The sequence below is a fragment of the Microcoleus sp. Z1_A1 genome (genome assembly GCF_036700305.1).
Classification (GTDB): domain Bacteria; phylum Cyanobacteriota; class Cyanobacteriia; order Cyanobacteriales; family Microcoleaceae; genus Microcoleus.
This window is the reverse complement of sequence record NZ_JAUBOR010000020.1, coordinates 28,658-54,949: the sequence shown is the minus strand read 5'-3', so window position 1 is coordinate 54,949 and position 26,292 is coordinate 28,658. Positions and strand designations below refer to the sequence as shown.

17 protein-coding genes are annotated in these 26,292 nt (G+C 47.2%); 9 read left to right on the top strand and 8 right to left on the bottom strand.

Annotated elements, in window-relative coordinates; translation table 11 throughout:
* The first annotated feature begins 473 nt into the window (after positions 1-473).
* The 3 genes from QT973_RS15105 (at position 474) to QT973_RS15095 (ending at position 6,465) form a co-directional block, all read left to right on the top strand.
* A complete protein-coding gene (locus tag QT973_RS15105) occupies positions 474-692 on the top strand; it encodes a sulfotransferase (RefSeq protein ID WP_333260752.1) in 219 nt (72 codons plus the stop codon).
* Positions 693-922: 230 nt separating this feature from the next.
* Entirely contained in the window at positions 923-5,977 is a 5,055-nt protein-coding gene (locus tag QT973_RS15100; protein WP_333391627.1) for a putative Ig domain-containing protein, read from the top strand.
* Between the two features lie 2 nt (positions 5,978-5,979).
* A complete protein-coding gene (locus QT973_RS15095) occupies positions 5,980-6,465 on the top strand; it encodes a hypothetical protein (protein WP_333391625.1) in 486 nt (161 codons plus the stop codon).
* 71 nt (positions 6,466-6,536) lie between these two features.
* Here the strand turns inward: QT973_RS15095 and QT973_RS15090 are convergent, their stop codons facing one another.
* Both QT973_RS15090 and QT973_RS15085 read right to left on the bottom strand, forming a co-directional pair.
* The gene (locus QT973_RS15090) at positions 6,537-7,697 is read right to left on the bottom strand and encodes a flagellar assembly protein H (protein ID WP_333391623.1); all 1,161 of its coding nucleotides are present in this window, start codon (positions 7,695-7,697) and stop codon (positions 6,537-6,539) included.
* A gap of 186 nt (positions 7,698-7,883) precedes the next feature.
* Entirely contained in the window at positions 7,884-8,843 is a 960-nt protein-coding gene (locus tag QT973_RS15085) for a GNAT family N-acetyltransferase (RefSeq protein ID WP_333054269.1), read from the bottom strand.
* A 749-nt stretch (positions 8,844-9,592) separates the two neighbouring features.
* On the opposite strand from QT973_RS15085, the gene pap reads away from it, so the two are divergent.
* Together pap and QT973_RS15075 are read left to right on the top strand one after the other, a co-directional pair.
* Entirely contained in the window at positions 9,593-11,080 is a 1,488-nt protein-coding gene (pap, locus tag QT973_RS15080) for a polyphosphate:AMP phosphotransferase (RefSeq protein WP_333054270.1), read from the top strand.
* Between the two features lie 354 nt (positions 11,081-11,434).
* Entirely contained in the window at positions 11,435-12,427 is a 993-nt protein-coding gene (locus QT973_RS15075; protein WP_333054271.1) for a YdcF family protein, read from the top strand.
* Here QT973_RS15075 and QT973_RS15070 read toward each other — a convergent pair.
* On the bottom strand, positions 12,424-12,768 hold the full coding sequence (locus tag QT973_RS15070) for a hypothetical protein (protein WP_333054272.1): 345 nt from the start codon (positions 12,766-12,768) through the stop codon (positions 12,424-12,426). The genes QT973_RS15075 and QT973_RS15070 overlap by 4 nt on opposite strands.
* A gap of 499 nt (positions 12,769-13,267) precedes the next feature.
* Here QT973_RS15070 and QT973_RS15065 point away from each other — a divergent pair, with 499 nt between their 5' ends.
* Positions 13,268-14,584 carry a transposase gene (locus QT973_RS15065; RefSeq protein ID WP_333054273.1) on the top strand — a complete coding sequence of 439 codons (1,317 nt, stop codon included), beginning with the start codon at positions 13,268-13,270 and terminating at the stop codon, positions 14,582-14,584.
* A gap of 172 nt (positions 14,585-14,756) precedes the next feature.
* Positions 14,757-15,683, top strand: coding sequence for a glutaminase A (glsA, locus tag QT973_RS15060; protein WP_333054274.1), 927 nt, complete (start codon positions 14,757-14,759; stop codon positions 15,681-15,683).
* A gap of 220 nt (positions 15,684-15,903) precedes the next feature.
* On the opposite strand, the gene QT973_RS15055 is transcribed toward glsA, so the two are convergent.
* The 3 genes from QT973_RS15055 to QT973_RS15045 all read right to left on the bottom strand — a co-directional run bounded on the left by QT973_RS15055 (position 15,904) and on the right by QT973_RS15045 (position 19,906).
* Entirely contained in the window at positions 15,904-17,718 is a 1,815-nt protein-coding gene (locus QT973_RS15055; RefSeq protein ID WP_333391622.1) for an adenylate/guanylate cyclase domain-containing protein, read from the bottom strand.
* Between the two features lie 512 nt (positions 17,719-18,230).
* A complete protein-coding gene (locus QT973_RS15050; RefSeq protein ID WP_333054276.1) occupies positions 18,231-19,337 on the bottom strand; it encodes a FecR domain-containing protein in 1,107 nt (368 codons plus the stop codon).
* A 248-nt stretch (positions 19,338-19,585) separates the two neighbouring features.
* On the bottom strand, positions 19,586-19,906 hold the full coding sequence (locus QT973_RS15045) for a hypothetical protein (RefSeq protein ID WP_333054277.1): 321 nt from the start codon (positions 19,904-19,906) through the stop codon (positions 19,586-19,588).
* Positions 19,907-20,005: 99 nt separating this feature from the next.
* Between QT973_RS15045 and petP the strand changes: the two genes are divergently transcribed.
* Positions 20,006-20,206 (top strand): cytochrome b6f subunit PetP, encoded by a 201-nt coding sequence (gene petP, locus QT973_RS15040; RefSeq protein ID WP_333054278.1) that lies wholly within the window; start codon positions 20,006-20,008, stop codon positions 20,204-20,206.
* A 208-nt stretch (positions 20,207-20,414) separates the two neighbouring features.
* Positions 20,415-21,509: a Get3/ArsA fold putative tail anchor-mediating ATPase NosAFP gene (locus tag QT973_RS15035; RefSeq protein ID WP_333054279.1), complete on the top strand. Its 1,095-nt coding sequence runs from the start codon at positions 20,415-20,417 to the stop codon at positions 21,507-21,509.
* Positions 21,510-21,785: 276 nt separating this feature from the next.
* Here the strand turns inward: QT973_RS15035 and QT973_RS15030 are convergent, their stop codons facing one another.
* Both QT973_RS15030 and QT973_RS15025 read right to left on the bottom strand, forming a co-directional pair.
* Positions 21,786-23,840: an elongation factor G gene (locus tag QT973_RS15030; protein WP_333232942.1), complete on the bottom strand. Its 2,055-nt coding sequence runs from the start codon at positions 23,838-23,840 to the stop codon at positions 21,786-21,788.
* A gap of 299 nt (positions 23,841-24,139) precedes the next feature.
* Complete coding sequence (locus QT973_RS15025; protein WP_333391620.1) at positions 24,140-26,053, bottom strand: heavy metal translocating P-type ATPase; 1,914 nt, start codon at positions 26,051-26,053, stop codon at positions 24,140-24,142.
* Between the last annotated feature and the right edge of the window lie 239 nt (positions 26,054-26,292).

Genomic DNA, 26,292 nt, shown 5'->3' with positions numbered 1-26,292 from the left:
CCCTTAATAAGGGGGGGACAAGATTCTGATCAAAGTCCCCCTTCTTAAGGGGGATTTAGGGGGATCGAAATATGTGCAACTTCACATTAAATTGGTATAACAAGGGCGATGTCTAGATTCTAAAGATATCGTCAACCTTAATGCTGTCTGGCAAAATAGCCAATAAAATTCCGCTAAAACAAATAAACCCTCATACCCACAGCCTCTGAGGGAGGTCTAAATTATGTCCACATGGAAAAGATCCGACTTTTCCGACTTTATGATCCGACTTTTCCGACTGACAGAGGCAGGGGCCCTAAGCAATGATAGAGATAGGGAAAGCCAACCCACGATGTCTAGATTGTAAAGATATCGTAAACCTGGATGTTGTGTTGCGAAATGTTAAATAAAGATAGGCTATAAAAGATATGTCTGTGGTATGATACATTTAGGTTGCATCTAATGTTATAGAAATCCATTCCCCCACGAGGCCAGTGAAAGCCCACTTCATATCAGGACTACCCCGCTCAGGCTCTACTTTACTGGCTGCATTACTACGACAAAATCCCCGCTTTCACGCTGCTATGACTAGCCCAGTCGGGGGATTAGTGGAGAGAATGTTGGAAGCCATGAGCGAAGACAATCAGTTTTCCACGTTTATTTCCCGTGAAAAAGGGGAACGGGCTAACAATTTTACAGCTCGATTGATTTGAGCAATAAGACTAATAAATTCTTCAGTCCTATGCAAGAGGACTTGAGCTTTGAGGCGGGGGTTTCAAGCCCGGCCCGACTTGGATGTAAACAATAAATATAAAGGATTTCAGTAATTATGAACGTACCAAACATGAACAAGCAAATTATTTTCGTAGACTCCTCTGTACAGGATTATCAAAGCCTGATTCAAGGCATCGATCGCGCTCAAATTTTCATTTAAAATGAAAATTTGAGCGCGATCGACCAAATTACTAACGCCTTGGCAGATCAAAAAGATATTGAAGCGATACATATCCTTTCACACGGGGCTCCGGGTATCCTCTATCTCGGTAATACCCAACTGAGTCTCGATACTCTGAGCCTATACGCGAACCAACTGCAACAATGGGGACTAACAGCAAGCCAGATTCTCCTCTATGGGTGTTCCGTTGCGGCGGGAGACGCGGGGGCAGAATTTATCGAAAAATTACACCAACTCACAGGCGCAAACATCGCGGCCAACCCCAACCCCACCGGGAATGCGGCAAAAGGTGGCACCTGGGAACTCTCTCACCAAATTCCCCCCTCCCCAGAAGCACCACACCTCCCTTTCACAGCAAAGGTTCTGGCTTCCTACGCCCACACCCTTGGTATTACCACCCGCCTCTCCCTTGACTCCGCTGCTGCTGAGGGAAATAACTTCTCCAATAATCCCAGAATCTCAGCCGATGGGCGTTATGTGGTGTTTCAGTCTTTTGCCTCCAACCTGGTGACAGGGGACACTAACAACGGGGCTGACATTTTCCTGCGAGATACACAGACGAATACCACCACCCGCCTCTCCCTTGACTCCGCTGCTGCTCAGGGAAATAGCGACTCCAGTAATCCCAGTATCTCACCCGATGGGCGTTATGTGGTGTTTCGGTCTTTTGCCTCCAACCTGGTGACAGGGGACACTAACAATAATGGTGACATTTTCCTGCGAGATACACAGACGAACATCACCACCCGCCTCTCCCTTGACTCCGCTGCTGCTGAGGGAAATAACGGCTCCGGTAATCCCAGTATCTCAGCCGATGGGCGTTATGTGGTGTTTTCCTCTGATGCCTCCAACCTGGTGACAGGGGACACTAACAACAGGGCTGACATTTTCCTGCGAGATACACAGACGAACATCACCACCCGCCTCTCCCTTGACTCCGCTGCTGCTCAGGGAAATAACACCTCCTTTAATCCCAGTATGTCAGCCAATGGGCGTTATGTGGTGTTTGAGTCTAATGCCTCCAACCTGGTGGCAGGGGACACTAACTTTTATACTGACATTTTCCTGCGAGATACACAGACGAACATCACCACCCGCCTCTCCCTTGACTCCGCTGCTGCTCAGGGAAATAGCGACTCCACTAATCCCAGTATCTCACCCGATGGGCGTTATGTGGTGTTTCAGTCTTTTGCCTCCAACCTGGTGGCAGGGGACACTAACTTTACGAATGACATTTTCCTGCGAGATACACAGACGAACATCACCACCCGCCTCTCCCTTGACTCCGCTGCTGCTGAGGGAAATGGCGGCTCCGATCAGCCCAGTATCTCACCCGATGGGCGTTATGTGGTGTTTTACTCTTTTGCCTCCAACCTGGTGACAGGGGACACTAACAGCAGGGCTGACATTTTCCTGCGAGATACACAGACGAACATCACCACCCGCCTCTCCCTTGACTCCGCTGCTGCTGAGGGAAATAGCAACTCCTTTAATCCCAGTATCTCAGCCGATGGGCGTTATGTGGTGTTTGAGTCTGATGCCTCCAACCTGGTGACAGGGGACACTAACAGCTCTCGTGACATTTTCCTGCGCGATCGCTCTCCAACCATCACCCGTGTCACCTCCACTACCCTAGATGGTCTCTATGGTATTGGCCAAACCATTAGCATTACCGCGGAATTTGATGTCCCTGTTACTGTCGTGGGCAAACCTCAACTGCAACTGGAAACCGGAACTACCGACCAATATGCTACCTACAGCAGTGGTACCGGCGGTAAAACCCTCACTTTTAACTATATTGTCCAAGCGGGAGACGAGTCCCTTGACCTAGAATCTCTGACCGTAAATGCCCTCACCCTCAACGGCGGTACGATTCAAGATATTGGGGGACTTAATGCTATATTAACCCTCCCCACCTTGGGTTCAGCCCTATCCCTGGGAGGGAGTAAAGCCTTAGTTATTGATGGTATCGCCCCCACTGTCACGATTAACCAAGGAGGTAGTCAAGCCGACCCGACGGCAAATACCCTGATTAACTACACCGTTGAATTTAGTGAACCGGTGACGGGGTTTGATAAGACGAAAGTTACTCTCAGTGGTACCGCCGGAGCCACTACCACCGAGGTGACAGGAGGTGGTACAACTTACAATGTGGCAATTAGTGGTATGACCCAAGCGGGTACTGCGATTGCTAGTATTAATGCCAATGCGGTTACGGATATAGCTGGGAATCCTAACATAGCAGCCAGTACCAGTACAGATAACCAAGTTACCTTCACTAAAAATACCGCTCCAGTTGTAGCTAGTGCAATTACCGATCGATCAGTTACGGTGAACACAGCATTTAGTTATACAGTACCAACGGGTACATTTACCGATGCTGAAAAAGATCCTTTAACTTACACAGCAACGAAAGAAGATGGAACCGCTTTACCGGCTTGGTTAACATTTAATGCCGCAACAGGCATCTTTGGTGGCACACCTGCAACGGCGGATCTGGGGAATTTGAAGGTAAAAGTCAGTGCTTCTGATGGGAAAGCTGCTACTAGCAATACCTTCATCTTGACGATTACCGATAAACCGAATACTGCTCCTGTCGTAGCTAGTGCAATTACCGATCAATCAGTTACGGTGAACACAGCATTCAATTACACAGTACCAACGGGTACATTTACCGATGCTGAAAAAGATACTTTAACTTACACAGCAACAAAGGAAGACGGAACCGCTTTACCGACTTGGTTAACATTTGACCCCGCAACAGGCATCTTTGGTGGCACACCTGCAACGGCGGATCTGGGGAATTTGAAGGTAAAAGTCAGTGCTTCTGATGGGAAAGCTGCTATCAGCAATACCTTCCTGTTATCGGTATCCGATAAACCGAATACTGCTCCTGTCGTAGCTAGTGCAATTACCGATCGATCAGTTACGGTGAACACAGCATTTAGTTATACAGTACCAACGGGTACATTTACCGATGCTGAAAAAGATCCTTTAACTTACACAGCAACGAAAGAAGATGGAACCGCTTTACCGGCTTGGTTAACATTTAATGCCGCAACAGGCATCTTTGGTGGCACACCTGCAACGGCGGATCTGGGGAATTTGAAGGTAAAAGTCAGTGCTTCTGATGGGAAAGCTGCTACTAGCAATACCTTCATCTTGACGATTACCGATAAACCGAATACTGCTCCTGTCGTAGCTAGTGCAATTACCGATCGATCAGTTACGGTGAACACAGCATTTAGTTATACAGTACCAGCGGGTACATTTACCGATGCTGAAAAAGATACTTTAACTTACACAGCAACAAAGGAAGACGGAACCGCTTTACCGACTTGGTTAACATTTAATGCCGCAACAGGCATCTTTGGTGGCACACCTGCAACGGCGGATCTGGGGAATTTGAAGGTAAAAGTCAGTGCTTCTGATGGGAAAGCTGCTACTAGCAATACCTTCCTCTTGACGATTGCTGATAAACCGAATACTGCTCCTGTCGTAGCTAGTGCAATTACCGATCAATCAGTTACGGTGAACACAGCATTCAATTACACAGTACCAACGGGTACATTTACCGATGCTGAAAAAGATCCTTTAACTTACACCGCAACAAAGGAAGACGGAACCGCTTTACCGGCTTGGTTAACATTTAATGCCGCAACAGGCATCTTTGGTGGCACACCTGCAACGGCGGATCTGGGGAATTTGAAGGTAAAAGTCAGTGCTTCTGATGGGAAAGCTGCTATCAGCAATACCTTCCTGTTATCGGTATCCGATAAACCGAATACTGCTCCTGTCGTAGCTAGTGCAATTACCGATCGATCAGTTACGGTGAACACAGCATTCAATTATACAGTACCAGCGGGTACATTTACCGATGCTGAAAAAGATCCGTTAACTTACACAGCAACAAAGGAAGACGGAACCGCTTTACCGACTTGGTTAACATTTGACCCCGCAACAGGCATCTTTGGTGGCACACCTGCAACGGCGGATCTGGGGAATTTGAAGGTAAAAGTCAGTGCTTCTGATGGGAAAGCCTCAATCAGTGATGTCTTCCAAGTTAATGTCAATACACCCGCACCAACGGTAACACCGACTTCATCGGTAACACCGACTTCATCGGCAACACCGACTTCATCGGCAACACCGACTTCATCGGCAACACCGACTTCATCGGCAACACCGACTTCATCGGGAACACCAAGGGTAATACCAGCACCAACGGTAATACCATCAGTAACACCAACACCAACACCATCAGTAACACCAACACCAACACCATCAGTAACACCAACACCAACACCATCAGTAACACCAACACCGACACCCACGGCGATCGTAATTAACACACCACCATTCAATAATATTGATCGCGGCGAACCAACTAATTTCCCACAAAATCAAGTGGTAGATAACCAATATCTACTGACTGATAATGATGACACCAGTATCCCACAATCAGCCTTTGGTCAACCTATATTCGGGTTATCAGGTAATGATAACTTGACGGGAAGTGGCGATAATGACACCATCTATGGTAACGAAGGCGCTGATACCATTGATGGCGGTAATGGTAACGATAACTTGTTTGGGGGGAAAAAATCTGATCAATTGTCTGGTGGTAATGGGAATGACTTCTTGAGTGCAAATAATGGCAATGATACTCTCACTGGTGGCGAGGGGAATGATCTCTTACGCGGTGGTAAGGACAATGATGTCTTGATTGGTGGAAATGGGGATGATGCATTGTGGGGCGATCGAGGTTTCGATGTACTAACCGGTGGTGCAGGAAAGGATACCTTTGTATTACAACATACTGCTACTAACCCTTCTCAAGCTGATGTGATTACTGACTTCACTTCGGACGATAAAATCAAGTTGATTGGTGCCACTTTCAGTCAACTAACTTTTGAGTCAGTTAATGTCATCTTAGATGGTACAAATGCTGTAGCATCAACGCTGATTAAATCGGGTAATAACTACTTGGGAGTGCTTTATAATCTGAATCCAACGGCTCTTAATAGTAGCTCTTTCTTGTAAGATTGCTGGCGAAGACACTATACGCTAATTCATCACAGGGAGGCTTTCGCCTCCCTGTTTGGCTGTTAGTTTCTGAGCCGAGCTGCGGCGGTGTAGGTAATGATTTCATCAGCGGCAACCAAGAAGCAGATATCCTGGGAGGATGCGAAGGAAATGATACTATTTACGGAGGCCTAGATAACGATACTCTCACTGGGGGCAAAGGCTCCGATTTGCTTGATGGAGGCATGGGCAATGATAGTTTGATTGGCGGTAGCGGCAACGATATCTTTGCCTTAAAAGCGGGTCAAGGATTTGATATCATCGCTGATTTTACCATCGGTCAAGACTTGATTGGATTAAGCGGAGGTTTGAGTTTTGGTCAGTTAGCAATCACTCAAAATACTCAGGGAACTCTCATCAAAAATGTCTTGACAGGAGAGGAGTTAGGTGTGATGATTGGAGTGAGTGCCAATGCGATTACATCGGCTAATTTCCGGTTGATTTAGGAAATCAAGAAAAGTACGATCGCCCATTCGATCCAAAAGGGCGATCGCACTCTATAGCTACTCAAACAGGTTTATTCAGGAATTTTCCCTAACCTTTCCCTCAATCCATCAGCCGATAACTGCGGCAGTTGTTCTACCAACAATGTCAATTCTGCCACAGGCAATGCTAGTAAATTGGTAAGGGCTGTAGGCAGAATATCACCCAATTCATTTTGGTACATTCTCAAGACATTTTCGGCCAATAATCTTACAGCTTGTTCCCGCCCTTCTTCATCAATTGTTAGCATCGATATTGCCAGCAACAACACTGTAAATTCCGCAGCAGGCAACTTGGATATTGGAGATAAAAATACTGTCATTCTCTGGCTTAATTCTCCAAATCTAACTCGCAGAAAATTTTCTAAGATTAAGCGTTGCTGTTCTTGTCTGCCTCGTTCTAGTCCTTGTTCTAGTCCTCGTTCTAGTCCTCGTTCTAGTCCTCGTTCTAGTCCTCGTTCTAGTCCTTCTTCTCTAGCTTGTTGCTGTGCTGCTTGTATTTGTTGTTGAAAAAGTGGTGCAATCGCCATAATTAACTCCCGCTCTTCTGGCTCAGGTTCCTGTTGGGTTTCGACTACTAAATGTGACTGTAGACGATACAATAATTCTAGCGCAATAATCCGTAACGGATCGTCCGTTGCTAAAGCACTCAATTGCCCGATCGCCCTTTGCTGTACTTTCCCTTTCCCCAAAATCCTCAACCACAGGGTTTCTGGGATTTCTGGCAACTGGTGAATCGCCACAATTGCTGCTCGCCAGTGCTCCGGGAAAAAATAGATTCCCTCGATCCAATTCTCAGGGTTTGGTATCCCACCAAAACCCTCCACCAGCGCTTTCGATGCTGTGGGTGTCAAAATCCACATTCGGGGCAACAGATCCTCATCATAGCGAGTATTTTCTCTTCTCGCCTGCCGCTCCAATTCACCTCGCAAATCCCATAACTTACTCATGCAGCTCAAGACTTCGCTGACAGTTACCGGATTGCGAAACGGTTCAAAAATTGCAGTTGTGTCAGCCATTTTTCCCAACAATCCCAGGCTTGATGAGTATTCGGGAATTGCGGTACCTGGAGTGAAATAAACATCGATTTCTCGGACTTCCGAAGTCACATCGCGACCGACCTTAACTGTTCCGATGGGTGAAAGCAGTTCTTCTAGGTATTCTTTAGCAAAGCGATCGTGAATGAATCGCGTCATAGAAATTAGGATGATTTTTGATCTGTTAATCCTAGCATAATGTGCGCGACATAATAAAAGTACGATCGCCCGTTCGATCCAAAAGGGCGATCGCATCAAAACCCAAGAAACCGGGTTTTTTACCGAATCTACAGGCTCTAACGCAGTATTTTCGCAAAAACCCGGTTTCTGACCACCCTAACGAATTTACACTGTCTTAGCCCACTCTATCCAAGTTTCCATCGGGCGGAAACCGACTGATTTGTAAAGCTTTGTCGCCCCCGTCAAACTGTCAGCATCAACGCTGAGTTTAGCTGTGTTTGCACCCGCTGCTTTCAACTTATGCAAACCAGCTAACAGCATCGCTTTTCCTAAACCCATTTTCCGAAACTCGCGCCGCGTACCCAACAATTCAATCCAACCGTCTTTTGTGCCGCTGCGGGGGTTTTTTTGGGGTTTGATTTGACAGTCGCAGAAAGCTGCAAATTTGCGCTCGCCCGAAACAGCAATCAAGTCTAATTCCGGCTGATAATTGGCGTCTTGCATCCAATAACGCACGGTTTCCGCACTTAAATCGTGGTGATTCCAGTGATCGATAAATGATTGGTTGAACATCTCTACCCAAGGTTGGATGTCTTGTTCTCCTGATACGTGTGTCAGTGCAAAATCTGCGGGAAATTCGGGTGTGGGTATGGGTTCGGCGAGGGATCGGGCCATTGTCCAAAAATAGCGATCGACCTCAAAGCCCTGTTTCTCTAATAGCCGCATCTCATCGGTTTTGTCCTCCCGGCTGTAGGTACGCAATTTTGCCGGCAAATTGCGTTCTTTTCCTACTTCGCCCAGCCGCTTTTCTCCCCACTTAATTATGTCTTTTTCTAAACCTTCGCTACGGACATTTGGATGCACGTAAAACCAGAGAGAAGCGTCTATTTCATTCGGGGAATCGGGCATATCTAGGAGTGACAAACCGATCAGTTTGTAATTACCATCTTCCCACAACTGCACGTCACGGGCTTGGTCGAGTTTGGGGGCATCAAGTATTAGCTTGAGTTCAGTTGCAGAGACTTCTTCGCCGAGTCTATCCACTGCTTCGCAAGCATCGATCAAATTTGCGATCGCGCACCAGTCAGTTTCGTCCTTGTAGGAGCGTGTTGTCAGGATATTCATAAAAAACTTGCAATCCGTAATTTCGGACTGTTCCTCTTAGTTGGTATTGGCAAACAAGTACAGTAATTCCGACATTTTGGACAAATGTCAGTAACAGGCACTCCGGCCTGTTCCACAAGAAATAAATGTTCTTGTGGGGCGGGTTCGCGAACCCGCAACTCAACTGTTTTTAGTATTTGAGAATGGTGTCGATAAAACTCAGAAACCTGTTTATATCACCCAGGCTTTCAGGTTTTATCTTATAGCGCAATCATAAAAATTGGTTTGCCTTTTTGGGCTAGTTTTGTATGTGAGTTTATGGTCGGATGTCGATGAGTCGCGCTCTCTTTCGTTACCAAGCTTGGTGCTTAAGTAACTACTATTGTTTGAATAAAGTTTCTACAGCTAAGTAAAGAAGTTGTCACCCCCACTGGGTCGTTGATTTTTACTTTTGCTCTGTTTTACAATAAATCCTTTTTCAGGGATTTTGGGCTCCTCCTGTTACGTCGCCCGATCGGGGGAGGGGAGAAGTTGAACTTATTTAAAAGTTCCCTATTTCAACTATAACCTGAGCTGTTTTTTTTTGCAAGTTGGAAATCGAGGGAATCTTGCTAGTATTAACGAGGCTGGCATTTGATTGCAGGAGCGATCGGCTTTTAACCAGCCGTAACTGTAATTTTTATAACGTTTTCCCCTGAATTGAGGATTTAATTTTATCCAAACGTTAAACTAACGTTAAACTGTTTTTTACAGATTAATAGGAGGTAAATATGCTCGACAACCTCGATTTAGATATTTCCCTGGATAAAGAAACCTATGATGCCAAGATAGAAATTTTAATGCAGCAGTTGCGATCGCTCCAACTGGCCTGCAGAGAAAAAAAATTGCCCGCAATCATCGTCCTCGAAGGTTGGGCCGCCGCCGGTAAAGGCGCGCTGGTCAAAAAAATGGTGGGGTACATGGACCCGCGCGGGTTTGCCGTCCACCCGATTTGGCCGCCGTCAGATGCAGAAAGGGGCTATCCTTTCCTATGGCGGTTTTGGCAGAAACTTCCTGCCCGCGGCAAAATTGGTTTTTTCTACCACAGTTGGTACACTCATGTTTTAGAAGACCGGTTGTTCGATCGAGTCTCCGACGCAGAAGTACCGACAGCCATCAGGCAAATCAACGCCTTCGAGCGGCAGATGGTTGATGACGGCGCCGCAATTGCCAAATTTTGGATTCACCTGAGCAAAAAAGAACTCAAGCATCGGCTCAAAAAACTAGAAGATGACGCATTACAAGCTTGGCGAGTGCGACCCGAAGATTGGAAACAAGCCAAAAAATACGAAGAATACACAACTTTTGCCGAAGAAATGGTAGCCCAAACCGGCACGGGCCCCTCACCTTGGACGCTAGTAGAAGGCGATTGTCAACGGTGGGCGAGAGTCAAAGTTTTAACGCAAATGGCAGCGACAATTACAGAAGCATTGGACAGACTGCCGATGCAATCTGCACCCGTGAAATTGCCACCTCAAGAAAGCTTGCAACCCACCGAACCCGACTTGCTGGCCCAAGTAGATTTAACTCAATCGCTGTCGCCCGACGAATACAAACAGCAACTGCGCGAGGAACAAACCCGTTTTGGCAAACTGCAACAAAGCATCTACGAAGAGGAAATCCCCGTATTAGTGTTGTTTGAAGGTTGGGACGCCGCCGGCAAAGGAGGAGCCATCAAACGCTTGACGGACATCCTAGACCCCCGCAGTTACATCGCTAATGCCTTTGGGGTGCCGACAGACGAAGAAAAAGCGCATCACTACCTCTGGCGGTTCTGGCAGCGGCTGCCAACGGCTGGTAAGATCGGCATTTGCGATCGTAGTTGGTATGGTAGAGTGCTGGTCGAGCGAGTCGAAGGATTTGCCACCGAACCCGAATGGCGCAGAGCTTATCAGGAAATCAACGAATTTGAGGAGCAACTCACCAGTTTCGGTTGTGTCTTAGTTAAATTCTGGCTGCACATCAGTCCTGACGAGCAACTAAAGCGGTTTACAGAGCGGCAAAACAATCCATTTAAACAATACAAACTCACCGAAGAAGATTGGCGGAATCGGGAAAAGTGGAATTATTATGAAGTAGCGGTGAATCAAATGATTCAGCGCACCAGCACGCCGGCTGCTCCCTGGACGCTAATTGCGGCCAATAACAAGTATTATGCTCGTGTTAAAGTAATTCAAACGGTAACGCAGGCAATTCGGAATCAACTGAAGCGCCGATAAATTGGGATTGGTGAATCGGTAACAGGTAATGGGGAAAAAAGTAGGCAGAACAAAGCAGGCTTGAATTGTCAATTCCACCTGGGGCGTGTTCGATCCATTACCAATTACCAATCAACCATTACCAGTTATCAATTACCAATTAACTGTCAGCAATCTGTGACTGGAAGTAGCGGGCTTACACCCTGCAACCAATAGTTGATAGCTGACCGGAATCGAGCATCAGGATAAATGCGATCGGACTGCGTTATTCGCGAAAGTTAAAAACCCACCGATGCCCGTATTTCCTCCCGCAGCTAAATTCGCGCTCGTTTCCACACTTCCGTACTAATTTATGAAGACACAGAATATTGCAAGATGCCAGAACTGTTAGCTCGCATTCTATTTCTATTCCTCCTGTTCTCACTGATCAAATCGTGGTGGGATCAATCAGGAGGTAAAGACAATCCGTTATTAGACCGACTGCGCGTTTTGCTGCTGATCAGCCTTTTGTTCCTGGCTTTTTTTGCGCCAGACACACCAGTTGGAGCAGCGATTTTCGGGCTCATAGCCTTCTTCTTTAAGCCGTTGGGTTTTTCCATCACTCTGCTGGTGATTGCGTCGGCGCTGATCACGAACGGGGGCATCCGCAACCCGGCGCCGAGAATGATCCTGGCAGCCCTGCTAGTTTTGATCCTTTCGAGTATGCCAGTTGTCGCTTACTGGTTCGCCGACCAAGCAGAACGGGACGCCGCTGCTGCCGTCCGCACAGCTTGCTGCGATGAAACTGCAGCGGCGATAGTTCTCCTAGGCAAGGGAACCACTCAGCCTCACATCCCCAACCGAGTAGCGATTCAACTGACAGATACAGGTAATCGCCTGCCCTATGCTGCCGTTTTGTACCGCCAAAAAGTGGCACCGATGGTCATCGTTACCGCTGGCCCCAGACCAGAGTTGGAGGGTTATGTTGGGGAAGCGAAGGATATCGAGACTTTGCTGGCAAACAACATGGGCGTGCCGCGCAGCAGTATCGTTCTCGACGATAACGGCAGCAACATACGCACCAGCGCCGAAGAAGTGAGAAAGATACTCGACAGCCGTGGCGCCCCGCGCAAAGTAATCCTGGTAACATCTGCGATTCAGATGCGCCGTGCCAGCCTCGCTTTTGCGAATATGGGAATCCAGGTGATTCCTAGGGCTACCGACTTCTACACTTTTCAACCCACGGCAGGAGGGAAATCCAGACTCCGCTTAGACGCGGGAGATTTTCTGCCTAGTGCAGAAGCTTTGGTAACTACGACACGAGTATTCGATGAATATTTCGGGTCTTTCTATTACTATTTGCGTGGCTGGCAGGCTCCCAGGGCCTAAAGTGGCAAGTTGCTGGTGTTTTTCTTAGGCAACAGCGACTGCTCCCCAGATTGGTTTAACATCTGATGAGAATGAGACCTTTGTGGGGAGCTGTATTTTTTTCTCATTCCGGCGGGATCGCCGACAATCAAGTTTGCCATGAATGCAAACAATACCCAAAAGATAACTGGCTCCCACTCGGATTTTTTGGGCGGTGCTTCTGGGGTTGTTACAGATTCGACGTTGACTTTGATATCTAGTTTGCCTTCAATTTCTTTGCCTTTGAGAACTCCCTCCTTGCACACACCCTTAAAAATCATGGGAGCGGGCTTTGGTGCTTCAGCTTTCGGTTCGTCTGCCATTTTTTTATCCTGGTTTTGGTGAATCCGGTTGGATAGTACATTCTTAAAGGTTCGGGGGTTTTCCGGACAGGATTTCGCGAACTCTGAAAGAATTAAGTTAAATATGCACCCCGCCCCTTGCTGGGGCTTAAACATAAGAATCTGAAGGCATTTCCAGCTAGTGCTGGTTTGTTTTAGATAGCAGCCTTGCCTTGAAGCTGCTACTTATATATCCGGGTGAAAGGGAGATTTTTATGCAAAGTACAGGTTTTTTATGAAAAATTTATTTGCTCCCGGCGGACAGAAACGTCAACTAAATCAAAAGGAGTCCCGCGCTCTACCTGTACCCAGGTGAGCGTCGGGAGGAATTTGCGTGAGTGAAGAGAACCGCCCCGAACTAAACCAACGACTTTAGGTGTTGGAAGGCGAGGGGCGGTCGATGAGCGAACAAATTATTTTGCTACACCACTTGCTTTTTGTATGTTCACGAGATTGAATTTTGTCATAGTTCGTGAAAGTAATGCCTCAAATAATCACCGCCAAGCTAAAACTAAACCTGAATGCCGAGCAAAAAGCTTTGGTATCTCAGACTACCTTGGCTTATCGCGATGCCTTGAATCATACTTCACAAGTTGCTTTTGATGCGAACAAAACCAGCAATGGTGCTAAGTTACAAAAGGCTGTCTACAATGAATTGCGAGTTCGATTTGGACTTGGCGCTCAGATGGCTTGCAATGTACCGAGACAAGTTTCGGCAACGTATAAAACTCTCTGGACTAAGGTAAAACAATCTAACGATGCTATCGCTAAAGGGTACACCAAGAAACGGTACAAAGGACTAGACCAACCCCCTAAGTATATCTCTCGAACCTGTACCTTGAATTATCAGCGTGACTACTCGTTTAAATCCGAGCAGAAGGTGAGTATTATTACCCTGACTGGTCGAATAGTAGTCTCGTATGATGGCTACAACAAGCATCTGGATTTCATTGCGAATGGTTCCAAAGTTGGAGCAGCTAAAATTGTCTATCAGCGTTCCTCTAAGGTTTACTATTTGATGGTAAGTATTGAGGTAGAAACCCCTGAACTCGACCCACTGAAAATAACTAGAGTTTCTGGCGTTGACGTGGGGATGCGCTACTTAGCCGTAGAAACAGACTTACAAAACAAGTCTAATTTCTACTCAGGTTCAGAAGCTAGACATAAAGCCAACCGCTATCATAAAGCTAGACAAACTCTTCAGCGTAAAGACACTCGTTCGGCAAAGCGCAGACTAATTGCTTTGTCGGGAAGAGAAAGACGGTTTATCGCTGACGTGAACCACCAAATCAGCAAGGATATTGCAAAGCCTAATACTTTAATTGGACTGGAAAACCTAACCGGAATTCGGGATAGAACCAAGTCCAAGTCTGGTAAAAAGGTTAGCAAAAAACAGCGAAAAGCTAATCGAAACAAAGCTAAATGGTCGTTTGCCGAACTGCACGGCTATATTGACTACAAAGCTAATTTGAACGGCTCTTTAGCTACTAAAGTTCCAGCTAATTATACCTCGCAAAGCTGTCCAAAATGTGGACACACTTCGGCCGGCAATAGACCTAAAAAAGGACTATTGTTTCGTTGCGAGTGTTGCGGGCATGAGCTTCATGCTGATTTGGTGGGTGCGCGAAATATTGCCATGAGAACGTTGCTCGTTCGGCAGGACTGGACGAGTACGGGGAGCTTGTCAGCATCCCCTAATGTGTCGGGCGGTGAAACTAAAGCTGAGATTCTGCAAAGGTTCTCGGAATTGCGGTGGAGTTCAGATACAAGCCCACATCTCCGGCGGTACTCCGCTTGATGCTGGGTAGTTGACTAGCCTGAAGTTCGAGCTTGGTTGAGATCCCCGAAGAAACCCAGTTTCTTCCCGGAGCGGCCCCAAGTGACGCAATTCGGTTAATAAACGGGGTTTCTGGCTCAATATCGCGCCAGGAATGGCAATCTAAAATTTAAAATGATCGAAATAATCGAGAGTGAAAATATCCACCAGCCAACTATCTTCCTTGGAACCGGAACAACTGGCAGTTTGGGCAAAAGAGGCAATTAATCGCAGTAAATCGGGTCAAATCCCTGCGTACATACCTCTCATAGCGCAAGCCGACAGACAAGGGTTTGCCGTGCAAATTCGGGCAATTGACGCGCAAATTGTGAGCTGGGGTAGCATTGCTCACACATTCCCGCTGATGAGTGTAGTCAAGCCTTTTGTGCTGCTTTATTTGCTGTGCGAATTGGGCGAAAAAACGGTTTTTGACTGCGTTGGGTGTGAGCCTTCGGAACTGCCTTTCAATTCTTTAACTCAACTCGAAATAGACCAAGGGAAGCCGAGAAACCCGATGATTAATAGCGGGGCGATCGCCCTAGCGTCTTTGATTCCCGGTCAAAATGCTGTGTCCCGCTGTCAAAACTTGCGAACTTGGCTGAATCAACAGGCAAACAGTCAGTTATTTGTTGACGAGTTAATGCTCGATTCAGTGAAGAAAAATCCGAATCAAAACAATTGGAATCTCGCCTTGAAAATGGTAGAATCGGGTTACATTCAAAATCCCGAAATTGCTTTAGAAACCTACAATCGCATCTGCTGTTTGTCGGGAACTGTGGAGGATTTAGCTAAGCTGGGGATGGTTTTGGTAAATAGCGGCGATCGAGCAATGGGGGAAAACTGCCGTAGTGTCAAAGCGCTGATGGCAACTTGCGGTTTGTATGAAGCATCGGGCCGTTTTGCGCTGCGGGTGGGGTTGCCGGCCAAGTCGGGAGTTAGCGGGGCTTTGGTGTCGGTAATTCCGGGCCAGGGGGCGATCGGCTTTTACAGTCCGCCCCTGGATAAAGACGGAAATTCTATCGGTGGCTTATTTCTGTTAGAAAAAATAGCTAAAACTTTGCGGCTAAGCGTATTTGATTAGATTGGTCAGTAAGCTATACTACATTTAATTTTCACTTTTAGGGCAGGCAAGATGCCCACCCCACAAGATTTTTACTAACATAACTATCCCAATTAAATGCGCGACAGCTTAGTCCGCAGTCATTAGGAACGGGGAATTGGGAATTGGGAATGTCTAATGGGGAATTGGGAAAAAGGTAATTTTCCCAACTGACAACTGACAACTGACAACTGACAACTGACTAATGTTTTTCGCCCAAAATAGCATAAACCACAGTCTCTTCTTTTTTGCCGCGCAATTGAATCGATCCTACTTTTTTGCCTTCGTAGCGATCGCGCACATAAGCAAAAGTCCTCGCCGTCACCAACAAATTAAAAGGACTGTCAGAAACAATTTCCTTATTCATCGCCTCCAATCTAGCAGCAATGTTGACAGCATCGCCGATCACAGAATAATTCAAACGCCGGGAACCGCCCACGCTACCAGCAACTAACTGTCCGGTATGCAAACCGATGCCAAACTTAATTAAAGGTTTGCGTTCACTTCTAAGCTGCTGATTCAGTTGGTGCAGCCGTTCGTGCATCGCAATACAAGCCGCAACTGCATTCAAAGCATCTTGTTGAATTTCTGCATATTCGCTATGGCAAAAAGGCACTCCAAAAACTGCCATAATTGCATCACCGATGTATTTATCTACAACGCCACCGTGATCCATAATACAGTTAGTCATCGCTTCCAAATAATTGTTCAGCCAGGTGAGCAAATCCCGCGGTGGCATTTTTTCTGAAATTGAAGTAAAACTACGAATATCCATAAACAGCACCGTTGCTGTAAGTTCTTGAGGTTCGAGTTCTCCCTGTTCAAATATCTCAGCTTTGCGTTGCCAAATAAGCTGAGCAGTCTCTGGATCGACGTGCTTTTCAAATAACCTCATCAACTGCTGCTTTTCGTACTGTTCCCGAAGTTGCAAAGCAGTGCTAGATAAAATGAGAGTGCCGATAGGTGCGGCAATCGGAACCCACCAAAAAAAGAAGCCAAATAACAAAGCGGCAGCCCCAATCCAAATTATAGGCAAACCGAGAGCGATCGCAATTCTCTCTTTAACACCTCGGTTGCCCAGAACCAAAGCGGTAAGCGGGCCAATACCCAACAATAACAAAATTTCTACGAGTACCGGCAGCCGCTGGAGCAAGCGTTGATTGAGCAAATTGTCAATCAACGCTGCATATAAATAAACCCCAGCCGTAGTCTTGTTGAGAGGTGAAGATATCGGATCGAAACCGGTAGCAACTATGCCCACTAAAACTAACTTATTAGTCAGAGAATCTGCTGGAATTCTACCTTCTACGACATCAACAAAAGCATAGGTAGGTAGATTTTCTGTTTTCCCTGGCCAGTTAACCCAGACTTTTTTTGGCTGCTTATTTTTGGACTGTGGGAGCAATACTGGATCTTGGGGATTAGCAGCATTGTACCTGTGAGTCATTGCTAAACCGAAATTAGGAATCCCGTTGAGAAAGATTTTTGACTCGCGGCTAATACCGTCGCTATCGGGTTCCTGGCCGATGTGGCCGACACCTGCGGCGGCTGCTTTTAAAGATGCTACGGGTTCTTCTTTGGTGGTTTTAGCGAGTACAACTTTGCCGTTGGTGGCGATTGCAGCGGCTAAAATATCATCTTTCGGACTTGGATCGAGGAAAAGAATGTCAAAACCAACGGCTGTGGGGGGAGATTTTTTCAGTGCTTCTAGCAGTTGGGCGTAGCGGTTGCGAGGCCAAGGAAATTGACCGTATTCTTGCAAGGAATGCCGTTCGATCGCAATTACCGCAATTCTCTGATCCCATCCGGGATTTGGCAAAATTCCCGATTCTCGAATTTGAAATAGGGTTTTGTACCCCAAATATTCAAGGGGTTTCCACATTCCCACTTGCAGCATGGCTACAGACAGTATACCTACTAATCCCCCTGTGATCCAGGGAGGATTTGTGGTTATATGTTGCTGCAGGCCGAGCAGTTTATTTTGTTTGAGATGATCGATCCATTTTTTGAACTTCATGCAATTAATTTGACGCAATCATTGACATTCGAGTCACAATTTCGAGAGGAGTGGGAGTCAATCGATTTTAGATTTTAGATTTTAGATTTTAGATTGACTTGCGCGAGATAAATTCGGGGGCTCCTTTATCGGATACAGGTTTTTTATTTTTGGACGGATGAATCACGTGGCGGGTATCCTGGATGCGGGAATTGTCATGAAGTTTTACAATAACGTAAGGGCGAAGGGTGGGGGCAAAATATCTTTATTTTGACTACCGAGATTCATGGCAAAATGCTTCGCACCTACACAAAATAATCAACCCTGATACGACTTAGGATCTAACTCACATCTTGCACCATTGTCAAGAACAGGCTTTTTCGTGGGGTCGGGCGGGTTTATAGAACCTATTTGCAAGCTTTAAGGCTGTTGGCGAACCCGCCCCTAGGGCTTATTGAGAATGGTGCAACATCTTAGATATAATTCAAGTCCTCAGAGACGGCCCGCGTAGATTACTCGCGACGATAGGTTGTTTAGCGAACTGCGAAGCTGTAATGCCTTTCTGTGACTGACGGGCCTCGCACTACGATTTCGAGGCGGCGGCTTGGAGGTAAAATTCCTTGGATCTTGAAGTTGCCTTTTCGATCGATCTTAATTTCTTCGTTGTTGACATAAACTGTGTCGATCGGGTTAATTTGACCGCTGAGGCGATAGATATTGCCGCTGACTCTCAATAAACTGCGGACTTTGAGTTTAGCTAGGCGAGGGCTGGCTGAGGGCGCCACGGGGGAGGTTTGAGGGAAAATTGTCGTGGAGTTGCCACTGTTGACAATTACTTCCGAGTCGGCGCTGCCGGATACTACGACGGCACCTTCAATAGTTTCGACTGCGGTTTTGCCACCGCCGACGCTGACGCCAAAGGATGTGCCGCGGACTCCGGCAACGCCTTCTGGGGTTTCAACCCTGATTGGGGCGGTTCTGGCAGAACGGGTTTGTTGGGCAATTTGACTGGATTTGCCGAGTCCGCTGAAGGTATTGAGGGCGGCTATTTGGTTCGGCGGGATAATTGTTGAGGTGGTGGCTGCGGGAGTTGCAGCAGCAGTTTTGCCGATCGACAACCTGACTCGCCCCCTGCTGACAAAAATGGCTGTGCTTTTTTCGCCGCCTGCACGGCTTGACAAATCGGATATTCTGAGTGTGGTTTTTTCGGCAACTTCCACGGTGCCGATGTTGTTGTCGATGCCTAAACGGGCTGTGGAATTGGGGCCGGTGATGATTTCGTCTCCGGGGGCGAGTAGCCGATCGCCCACGACCGCTGGCCGGCCTTTAAAGCTTACTGTACCGCGGATTTCTTCTATTTCGAGCGATCGCGCGGCCGCTGTTCCCTGGGCGTTTATCGTGTCTGCTGGGGATGGATTCGCCGCCACGGTTGCCGGATTTGTTGGAGATTTTGAGGCGGTTGGCAATGCTGGCGGTCGATCGACTGAGACAATTTTAGTAGGGTTCGAGGGCTGTTTGGGGGATGGAGAGGGCGGACTGGCGATCGTCCCGCGAAAGGGCGACAGACTCGCCAGCACAGCCAAGGACAAACTTAGGAGCGGAATTTTGGTCGATCGCCCACACGTAAACATTTTATTCATAATTTCAATTTTGTCATATTGAAGTTCCTCGACTTCCTTTCCTCTATCAGACGGCATACATCCGGAAATCGTTCCATTTTTTATGCCGTAACACAGCAGTAAAAATAAACTTTATCAGCCTGAAAGTTTAGCATTAAAACTTTTTTTATGTTCATATTTTAGTAAACTGTTACAACATGGCACTTTACTAAAATATGAGCTTAGGGAAAATTAGCAAACCCTAGTCAAAGTGCTTGGCAGCATCTACTTTAGCCGTTTTCAACGTGAGAGAGGGGAGATTTATATATAGCAAAGATAAAATTAATTACTGCTTGTGAATGCCTTTTGGCTTCTGCCGGAAGGATGACTAATTGGGGATAAATTCTGTAGTTGTGGCAATTAATAAAAAGATGGTTTTTGCGAAGCGATAAAAAATAATTATCTAAGTGGTGAACAGCCTCTGACAGTGGAGCTTGCCGCTGTGGAACATTATGAAGCAAACCCAAGCGAATCAGGGTAGACGATCGACCAACTCCGACTAGAATACCGTCTTTTAGGGAAAGTTGGTGGAAATTTCGATGGAAAATCATCGGGAGCGATCGCCTGCTGGCGTTGCTGTTGAGAAGTAGACGCCAAACTGTAAAATAAACGGTTGTATATAGGTTATATAGAGCAGGAGAACAATTTCAGTGGCAATAGAAGTAGGTCAGAGAGTGAAGGTGCGCCGTCTCAGAGATCGGATACCTGCAAATATGGTGGGCAAGATAAAGGAGAATCCAGTAGGCACTGTTGACGGATTCAGAATGGTTGACGGTAGCGGAGTAGGTGTGGTTGTCAAGTTTGACGGTTTTGCGACTTGGTTTTTTGAAGATGAGCTAGAACCCGTTTAACAGATGTAGAAGGAAGAGGGGGCACGACACGGATTCGGACACGGATACACGGATTGAATTTAACTGTGTTTCCTTTCGTCTCCTACTCTCCCCCTCTCCCACTCTCCCACTCGCCGACTCTCCTCTTCCTTCACTCTCCCCCTCCCCCACTCTGGCTGAAGGTTGCGCTTAAATGTTAAAGAGTAAGCTTTGGCAGTGAGAACAGAAAATGGCTTTGATTTTGACATTTTTGGGCAAAGGCGGCACTGGCCGCAGTACGATCGCGATCGCAACAGCTAAAAAATACGCGGCTCAAGGCAAGCGAGTTCTGCTGCTCGGCCAAGATCCGGGCCCTGCATTGGGTATTCTGCTAGGGACTCCCCTGACTCTCAACCCCCAGGAAATCGCCCCCAACCTCAAAGCAGTTCAGGTGCAAAGCGCGCCACTGCTAGAACGCAGGTGGGACGAAATTAAACAACTAGAAGCTCAATATGTCCGCACTCCGTTTTTCAAGCAGATTTACGGTCAAGAATTAGGAGTTTTACCGGGAATGGACAGCGCGCTGGCGTTGAACGAACTTCGGGAATACGACGACAGCAAACAATACGATGTAATTGTTTATGACGGCAATGGTGGCATGGATACGCTACGGATGCTGGGAATGCCGGAAATTCTGAGTTGGTACATCCGCAGGTTCCGTCAAGCTTTGGTAGATTCGGATTTGGGTAAAGCGCTTTCACCTTTTATTCAACCGGTTGTGAGTACCGTGTTGACGGTGGATATGTCGGGAGACAATGCTTTTCAATCTACTAAGCAAGTCGATAATCTTTTGGATAAGGGTAAGGAAGCGCTGGCAGATCCGAACCGCACGGCGGCTTTTTTGGTGACGACTGGGGATGCAAGCGCGATCGCAACTGCCCGCTATCTTTGGGGAAGTTCTCAACAAGTTAGTTTGACTGTGGGCGGTGTCATTGTTAATCAAGCACCGGTTACAGAAGCTATTACTGCCGAGTTTGATCCTTTGACGGCTGTTTCGGTTCCGGCGCACAGTGACAATAATTGGCAGTCGCTAATTGATGCTTTGCCAGATTTTTCGGAGGCCGCAAAAGCTCCTAAACCGATTAACATCAACATTGCACAGCGTCAAGTTAGTTTGTTTTTGCCTGGGTTTGACAAGAAAGAAATTAAATTGATTCAATCGGGGCCGGAAGTGACGATCGAAGCGGGCGATCAGCGGCGCAATATTTTGCTGCCTCCGGCGCTAACTGGAAAGTCTGTTACTGGTGCTAAGTTCCTGAATGGTTACTTGATTATTTCTTTTTAGGGTAAGGAAGAAGGCACGACACGGATTTTGACACGGATACACGGATGAATTATCGAGTTTTCTAATATCATGTCTCGTTGATTCGCGATCGTATAATTTGCGATGTGGTAGGGGCGGGTTCCACCAACCATAATCGCCCCAAACAAACAATCTCGAAAACCCGCCCTCTCCCCACGATAAATCGAAATGTACATTCAGATTGACCGTGGGGCGGGGGCGGGTTTATTTATCCTTTCAATTCTTCCCGATATGGTTGGTGAAACCCGCCCCTACAGCTTAACTTTTACCGTTTCCATTGCCGCCAGTCGTTTGCAAAACCCGCTTAGCTAAAGGTTCCGGCACTTCTTGCAGTCGATCGAACTCCCAATTAAAAAATCCTACTCCCATTGTCTGCGATCGCAATTCTACGATCAAATTCTGCATTTCGGCGATCGGCAAATAAGCAGAAACTGCATCCCATCCCTTCCAGTCTTTTTTACCTTCGTAGCCGAGAATTTGGCCCCGGTGTCCGCTGACCAACTGCAACACCTTTGATGTACACTCGTTCGGAGCGCAAATTTCAACTTTGGCAATCGGCTCCAGCAAGGCCGGTTCGCACTTGGCCATTCCCTCCTGCATCGCCAAACGCGCTGCTTGCTTGAAAGCTTGTTCGGAACTGTCAACGGTATGGTAGGAACCGTTCGTCAGCGTCACCGCTACGTCTACCACGGGGAAACCCAGCGGGCCGCGATCCAAATACTCGCGCACTCCGACTTCAACGCCGGGAATGTACTGTTTTGGGACGACTCCGCCGACTATTTTGTCGCTAAAGGTGAAACCTTCTCCGCGAGGCTGCGGTTGAATGTCGAGGTACACGTCGCCGAATTGTCCGTGCCCGCCGCTTTGGTGTTTGTAGCGCCCGTGGATGGAAGATGCTGGTTTGCGGATGGTTTCTTTGTACGGCACTTGCGGTAAGTGAGTTACCATCGGCAAGTTATACTTACGGCGCAACCTGTCTAGGGCTACTTTCAGGTGGATTTCGCCTTGACCCCAAAGTATAATTTCGTGAGTGTCGCCGTGCTGTTCCCAGACTAAAGATGGGTCTTCTTCTAGTAATTTAGCTAAAGCGGAGCTCAGCTTAACTTCATCGTTGCGCTTTTCTGGGACGATCGCCAGTGCGTAGACAGGGGAGATAATTTCGGCTTTTGGCAATAATTCCTCCGAACCCAGCGTATCGCCTGTTTTCAAGCCTTCTAGCCTTCCCACAGCCACAATTTCCCCGGCGCTGACAGACTGCAAACTTTGCGTTTGCTGGCCGGTCAAGCGGTACAAACCGTTAACTCGAACGCCGTTCAAATTTGCTCCATCTGTCAGCGTCCCCCGCCACATTCTCACTAACGATAGTTTGCCTCCCTGCGGCGTGTAATAGGTTTTGAGGATTTGAGCGAGAACTTTGTTTTCACTTTGTATAATGCCGCGGCGATCGGCTGTTGTTTCCGGTGTCGGCGCTTCCCTCAGCAAAGCTTCCAGCAGAGGCCGCACGCCGAAATCTTGTTCGGCGATGCCGATGAATACTGGCACAATTAAATCTGCGCCTAATTCCATCTTTAAATCGCGGGTAATTTCTTCGGCGTCGGGATTGATTTCTTCGAGCAATTCTTCGAGTAAATGGTCGTCAAAATTCGCCAATTCTTCGAGCATTTGCTGCCGCGCTGCGCTTTCTTGTGCTTTGAGGTGTTCTGGAAGCGGGACGGGATCTGCGGCGGCGCCCGGATGGTAGTGGTAAGCTTGTTCGGTTACTAAGTCGATAAAACCGATGATTTGTTCGTTTTTGCCGATCGGATATTGGTGAGGTACGATCGGTCTACTGGAAACGGATTTGAGCGCGTCGATCACCTCGGTGAAGTTGGTGCCACAAGTAGTTTCGTCTGTGTAAGCTCGATCGATCTTGTTGATGAAAACTAGGTGGGGAATTTCCCAATCGTCGAGAAATTTAAACAGGGGTGCGAGGGTTAAAGTGCGATCGGCAACGGGTTCGCAAACAATTATTGCCGCATCCACACCGATGAGTGCATTGTAAGTTTCTTGGACAAATTCTACCGAGCCCGGACAGTCGAGAAATGTGAAGCGGACGCCTTGATATTCAGCGGTGGCGGCGTTTACTTCTACGCTCATTTTGCGATCGCGCGCTTCCGGCGAACTATCACCTATTGTGTTGCCATCTTTGACATTTCCTTTGCGGGTAATTGTCCCTGTCACCGATAGCAAACTTTCCAGCAGTGCGGTTTTACCGCTTAAATAAGGGCCAACAATTGCAACGTTTCGCGTGGCCCCAAGGACTTTGTGGTTCATAATAGCCTCCAACAGAAAACTTGTTTTCTATTGCTCTTGGTGCAATCAGTTCTATACCATTTTCTAGACTTTTTCTAGGTTAATTTTTATTGCAGTTTCGAGCAACTTTAGATTTTGGTATGATTCTATACTTTTGACGGTAGCGTGTTTTGAGTGACGCAAACACAAATTGTAGTTTTTCTTAATATTTGGATTTTTTAACCGCAGAGAACGCAGAGAACGCAGAGGAAGAGAAGAGAGAGACTAATAATTCCGATGAAGAGCGGGTTTGATATCACTCTTCCTCTGTCTCGATTGGTCTAATTTCTGAGCAGTCGCAAACCGCTTAATGTGACTATTACTGTAGACCCTTCATGACCGATTACGCCTAAAGGCATGGTGATGTTTCCGAGAAAATTGGCAGCCAGTAACAGTATAATGCAACTGAGTGCAAAAACTATGTTTTGTTTGACAATTTTTTGAGCGCGGCGGCCTAAACTAATTGCTTTAGCTAGTTGCTCTAATTTATCTGCCATTAATACGATATCAGCAGTTTCTAAAGCAACGTCGCTGCCGGAAATTCCCATCGCAATGCCCACGGAAGCTTGAGCGAGGGCGGGGGCGTCGTTGATGCCGTCTCCTACCATTGCTACAGTTTGATACTGGGTTTGCAGTTGTTTTATTGCCTGCACTTTGTCTTCTGGCAAAAGTTCGGCGTACACTTCTTTGATGCCTAATTGGCGGGCGATGTGTTGAGCTGTTTGCTCGTTGTCGCCGCTTAGCATAATTATATGTTCTACGCCTAATTTTTGCAAGTGTTTTACTGTTGCTGCTGCTTCGGGGCGGATGGTATCTGCTACTGCAATGATTCCTAAAAGTTGCTCGCCTTTTGCCACCCAAACAACTGTTTTACCTTCGGCTTGTAACTGCAGGCTGATTTGAGTCAATTCGGAGGTTGCTTCGAGAAATTCGGCTTTACCAATGGCTATGATTTGATTGTTGACTTTGCCGATAATTCCTTGACCGATTTTTGCTTGTACGTCGGTAGCGGTTGACAATTGTAACTGTTGCTGCTGGGCGGCGCTGACAATTGCATGGGCGATCGCGTGTTCGGAATGAGCTTCTAGGGCTGCTGCTAATTGCAGAACTTCTGTTTCAGTATATCCGGCTGCTGGTACAATTTGGATAACTTCGGGTTTTCCCGTGGTGAGTGTTCCGGTTTTGTCAAAGGCGATCGCCCTGACTTTACCAATCATCTCTAATTGCGCGCCACTTTTAAACAAAATTCCCTGTCTCGCCCCGTTAGCAATTCCTGAAAGCAGCGCGGGCATAATCGAAGCCATCAGCGCGCAGGGGGACGCGACTACTAGGAAAATCAGCGCCCGATAGATTGTCTCTTCCCAATTCCAGCCCAAAACAAAGGGCGGCAAAGTTGCCAGCAGCAAGCCTAAACCGACAATTAATTTAGCATAACCGCGCTCGAATTTTTCCACAAACATTTGAGAAGGTGGCGCTGCTGTTTGCGCTTCTTGAACCAGCCGAATCACTCGCTGAATCAAGCTGCTTTCTGGAGTTTTATGCACTTCGAGTTTCAGCGCGCCGACACCGTTGATTGTACCTGCATAGACTTCATCGCCGCTGGTTTTTTCCACGGGCATCGATTCGCCGGTAATTGAGGCTTGGTCGATCGCACTGTGGCCTTCAATAATTATCGCATCTGTGGGGATGATTTCTCCGGGCTTGACTAAAATGCGATCGCCAATTTCCAATTTGTCGATCGCAACGAACCGTTCCCCGCCGTACATTACCACTCTAGCAGTATCCGCAGTCAAACTCATCAAACTGCGGATGCTGCGTTCAGTCCGCTGCATAGCATAACCTTCAAGGGCGCCGCTAATTGCAAAGATTAAAATCAACACCGCACCGTCAACAATTAAATGATATTCTTGCCGCCACAGCCCCAAACCTGCCGCGCCCAAAGCAGCGACAATCATTAACAAATCTACATCTAATTCGCGTTCTTGAAAAAGGGTAGTTAAGCCTTCGCGGGTACTGGAATAGCCGCCGATAACATAAGCTGCGGGTAAGATTAACACGGCTACACCCAGCCAGCCGAGTTGCAGGGCTAGGGAACCCAAGATTACTAAAATTCCGCACAGGGCGGCTGTTAAAGCGTCGGGATGTTCTTCTGCTAACTGGGAGATGCGAGAAATTGACAAAGAATTAGAAGTCATTTGTAAAGCTTGATTTGGTAGAATGACTCCTGTAGCTTAAACCTTGACATTAGTGTCAATGTCAAGAGTGAAACCAAAATAAATCCAGGATCAACTCGCCTCTCGTTGAGTACCAGAGTCCGACAGTCCGACATTCCGACAGTCCGACAGTTCGACAGTTCGACAGTTCGACAGGGATTGAAATCCCTGTCTCACAGCGCAAGTCCTCTGGAAGAGGACTGAAGATGGCTGAGAATTGA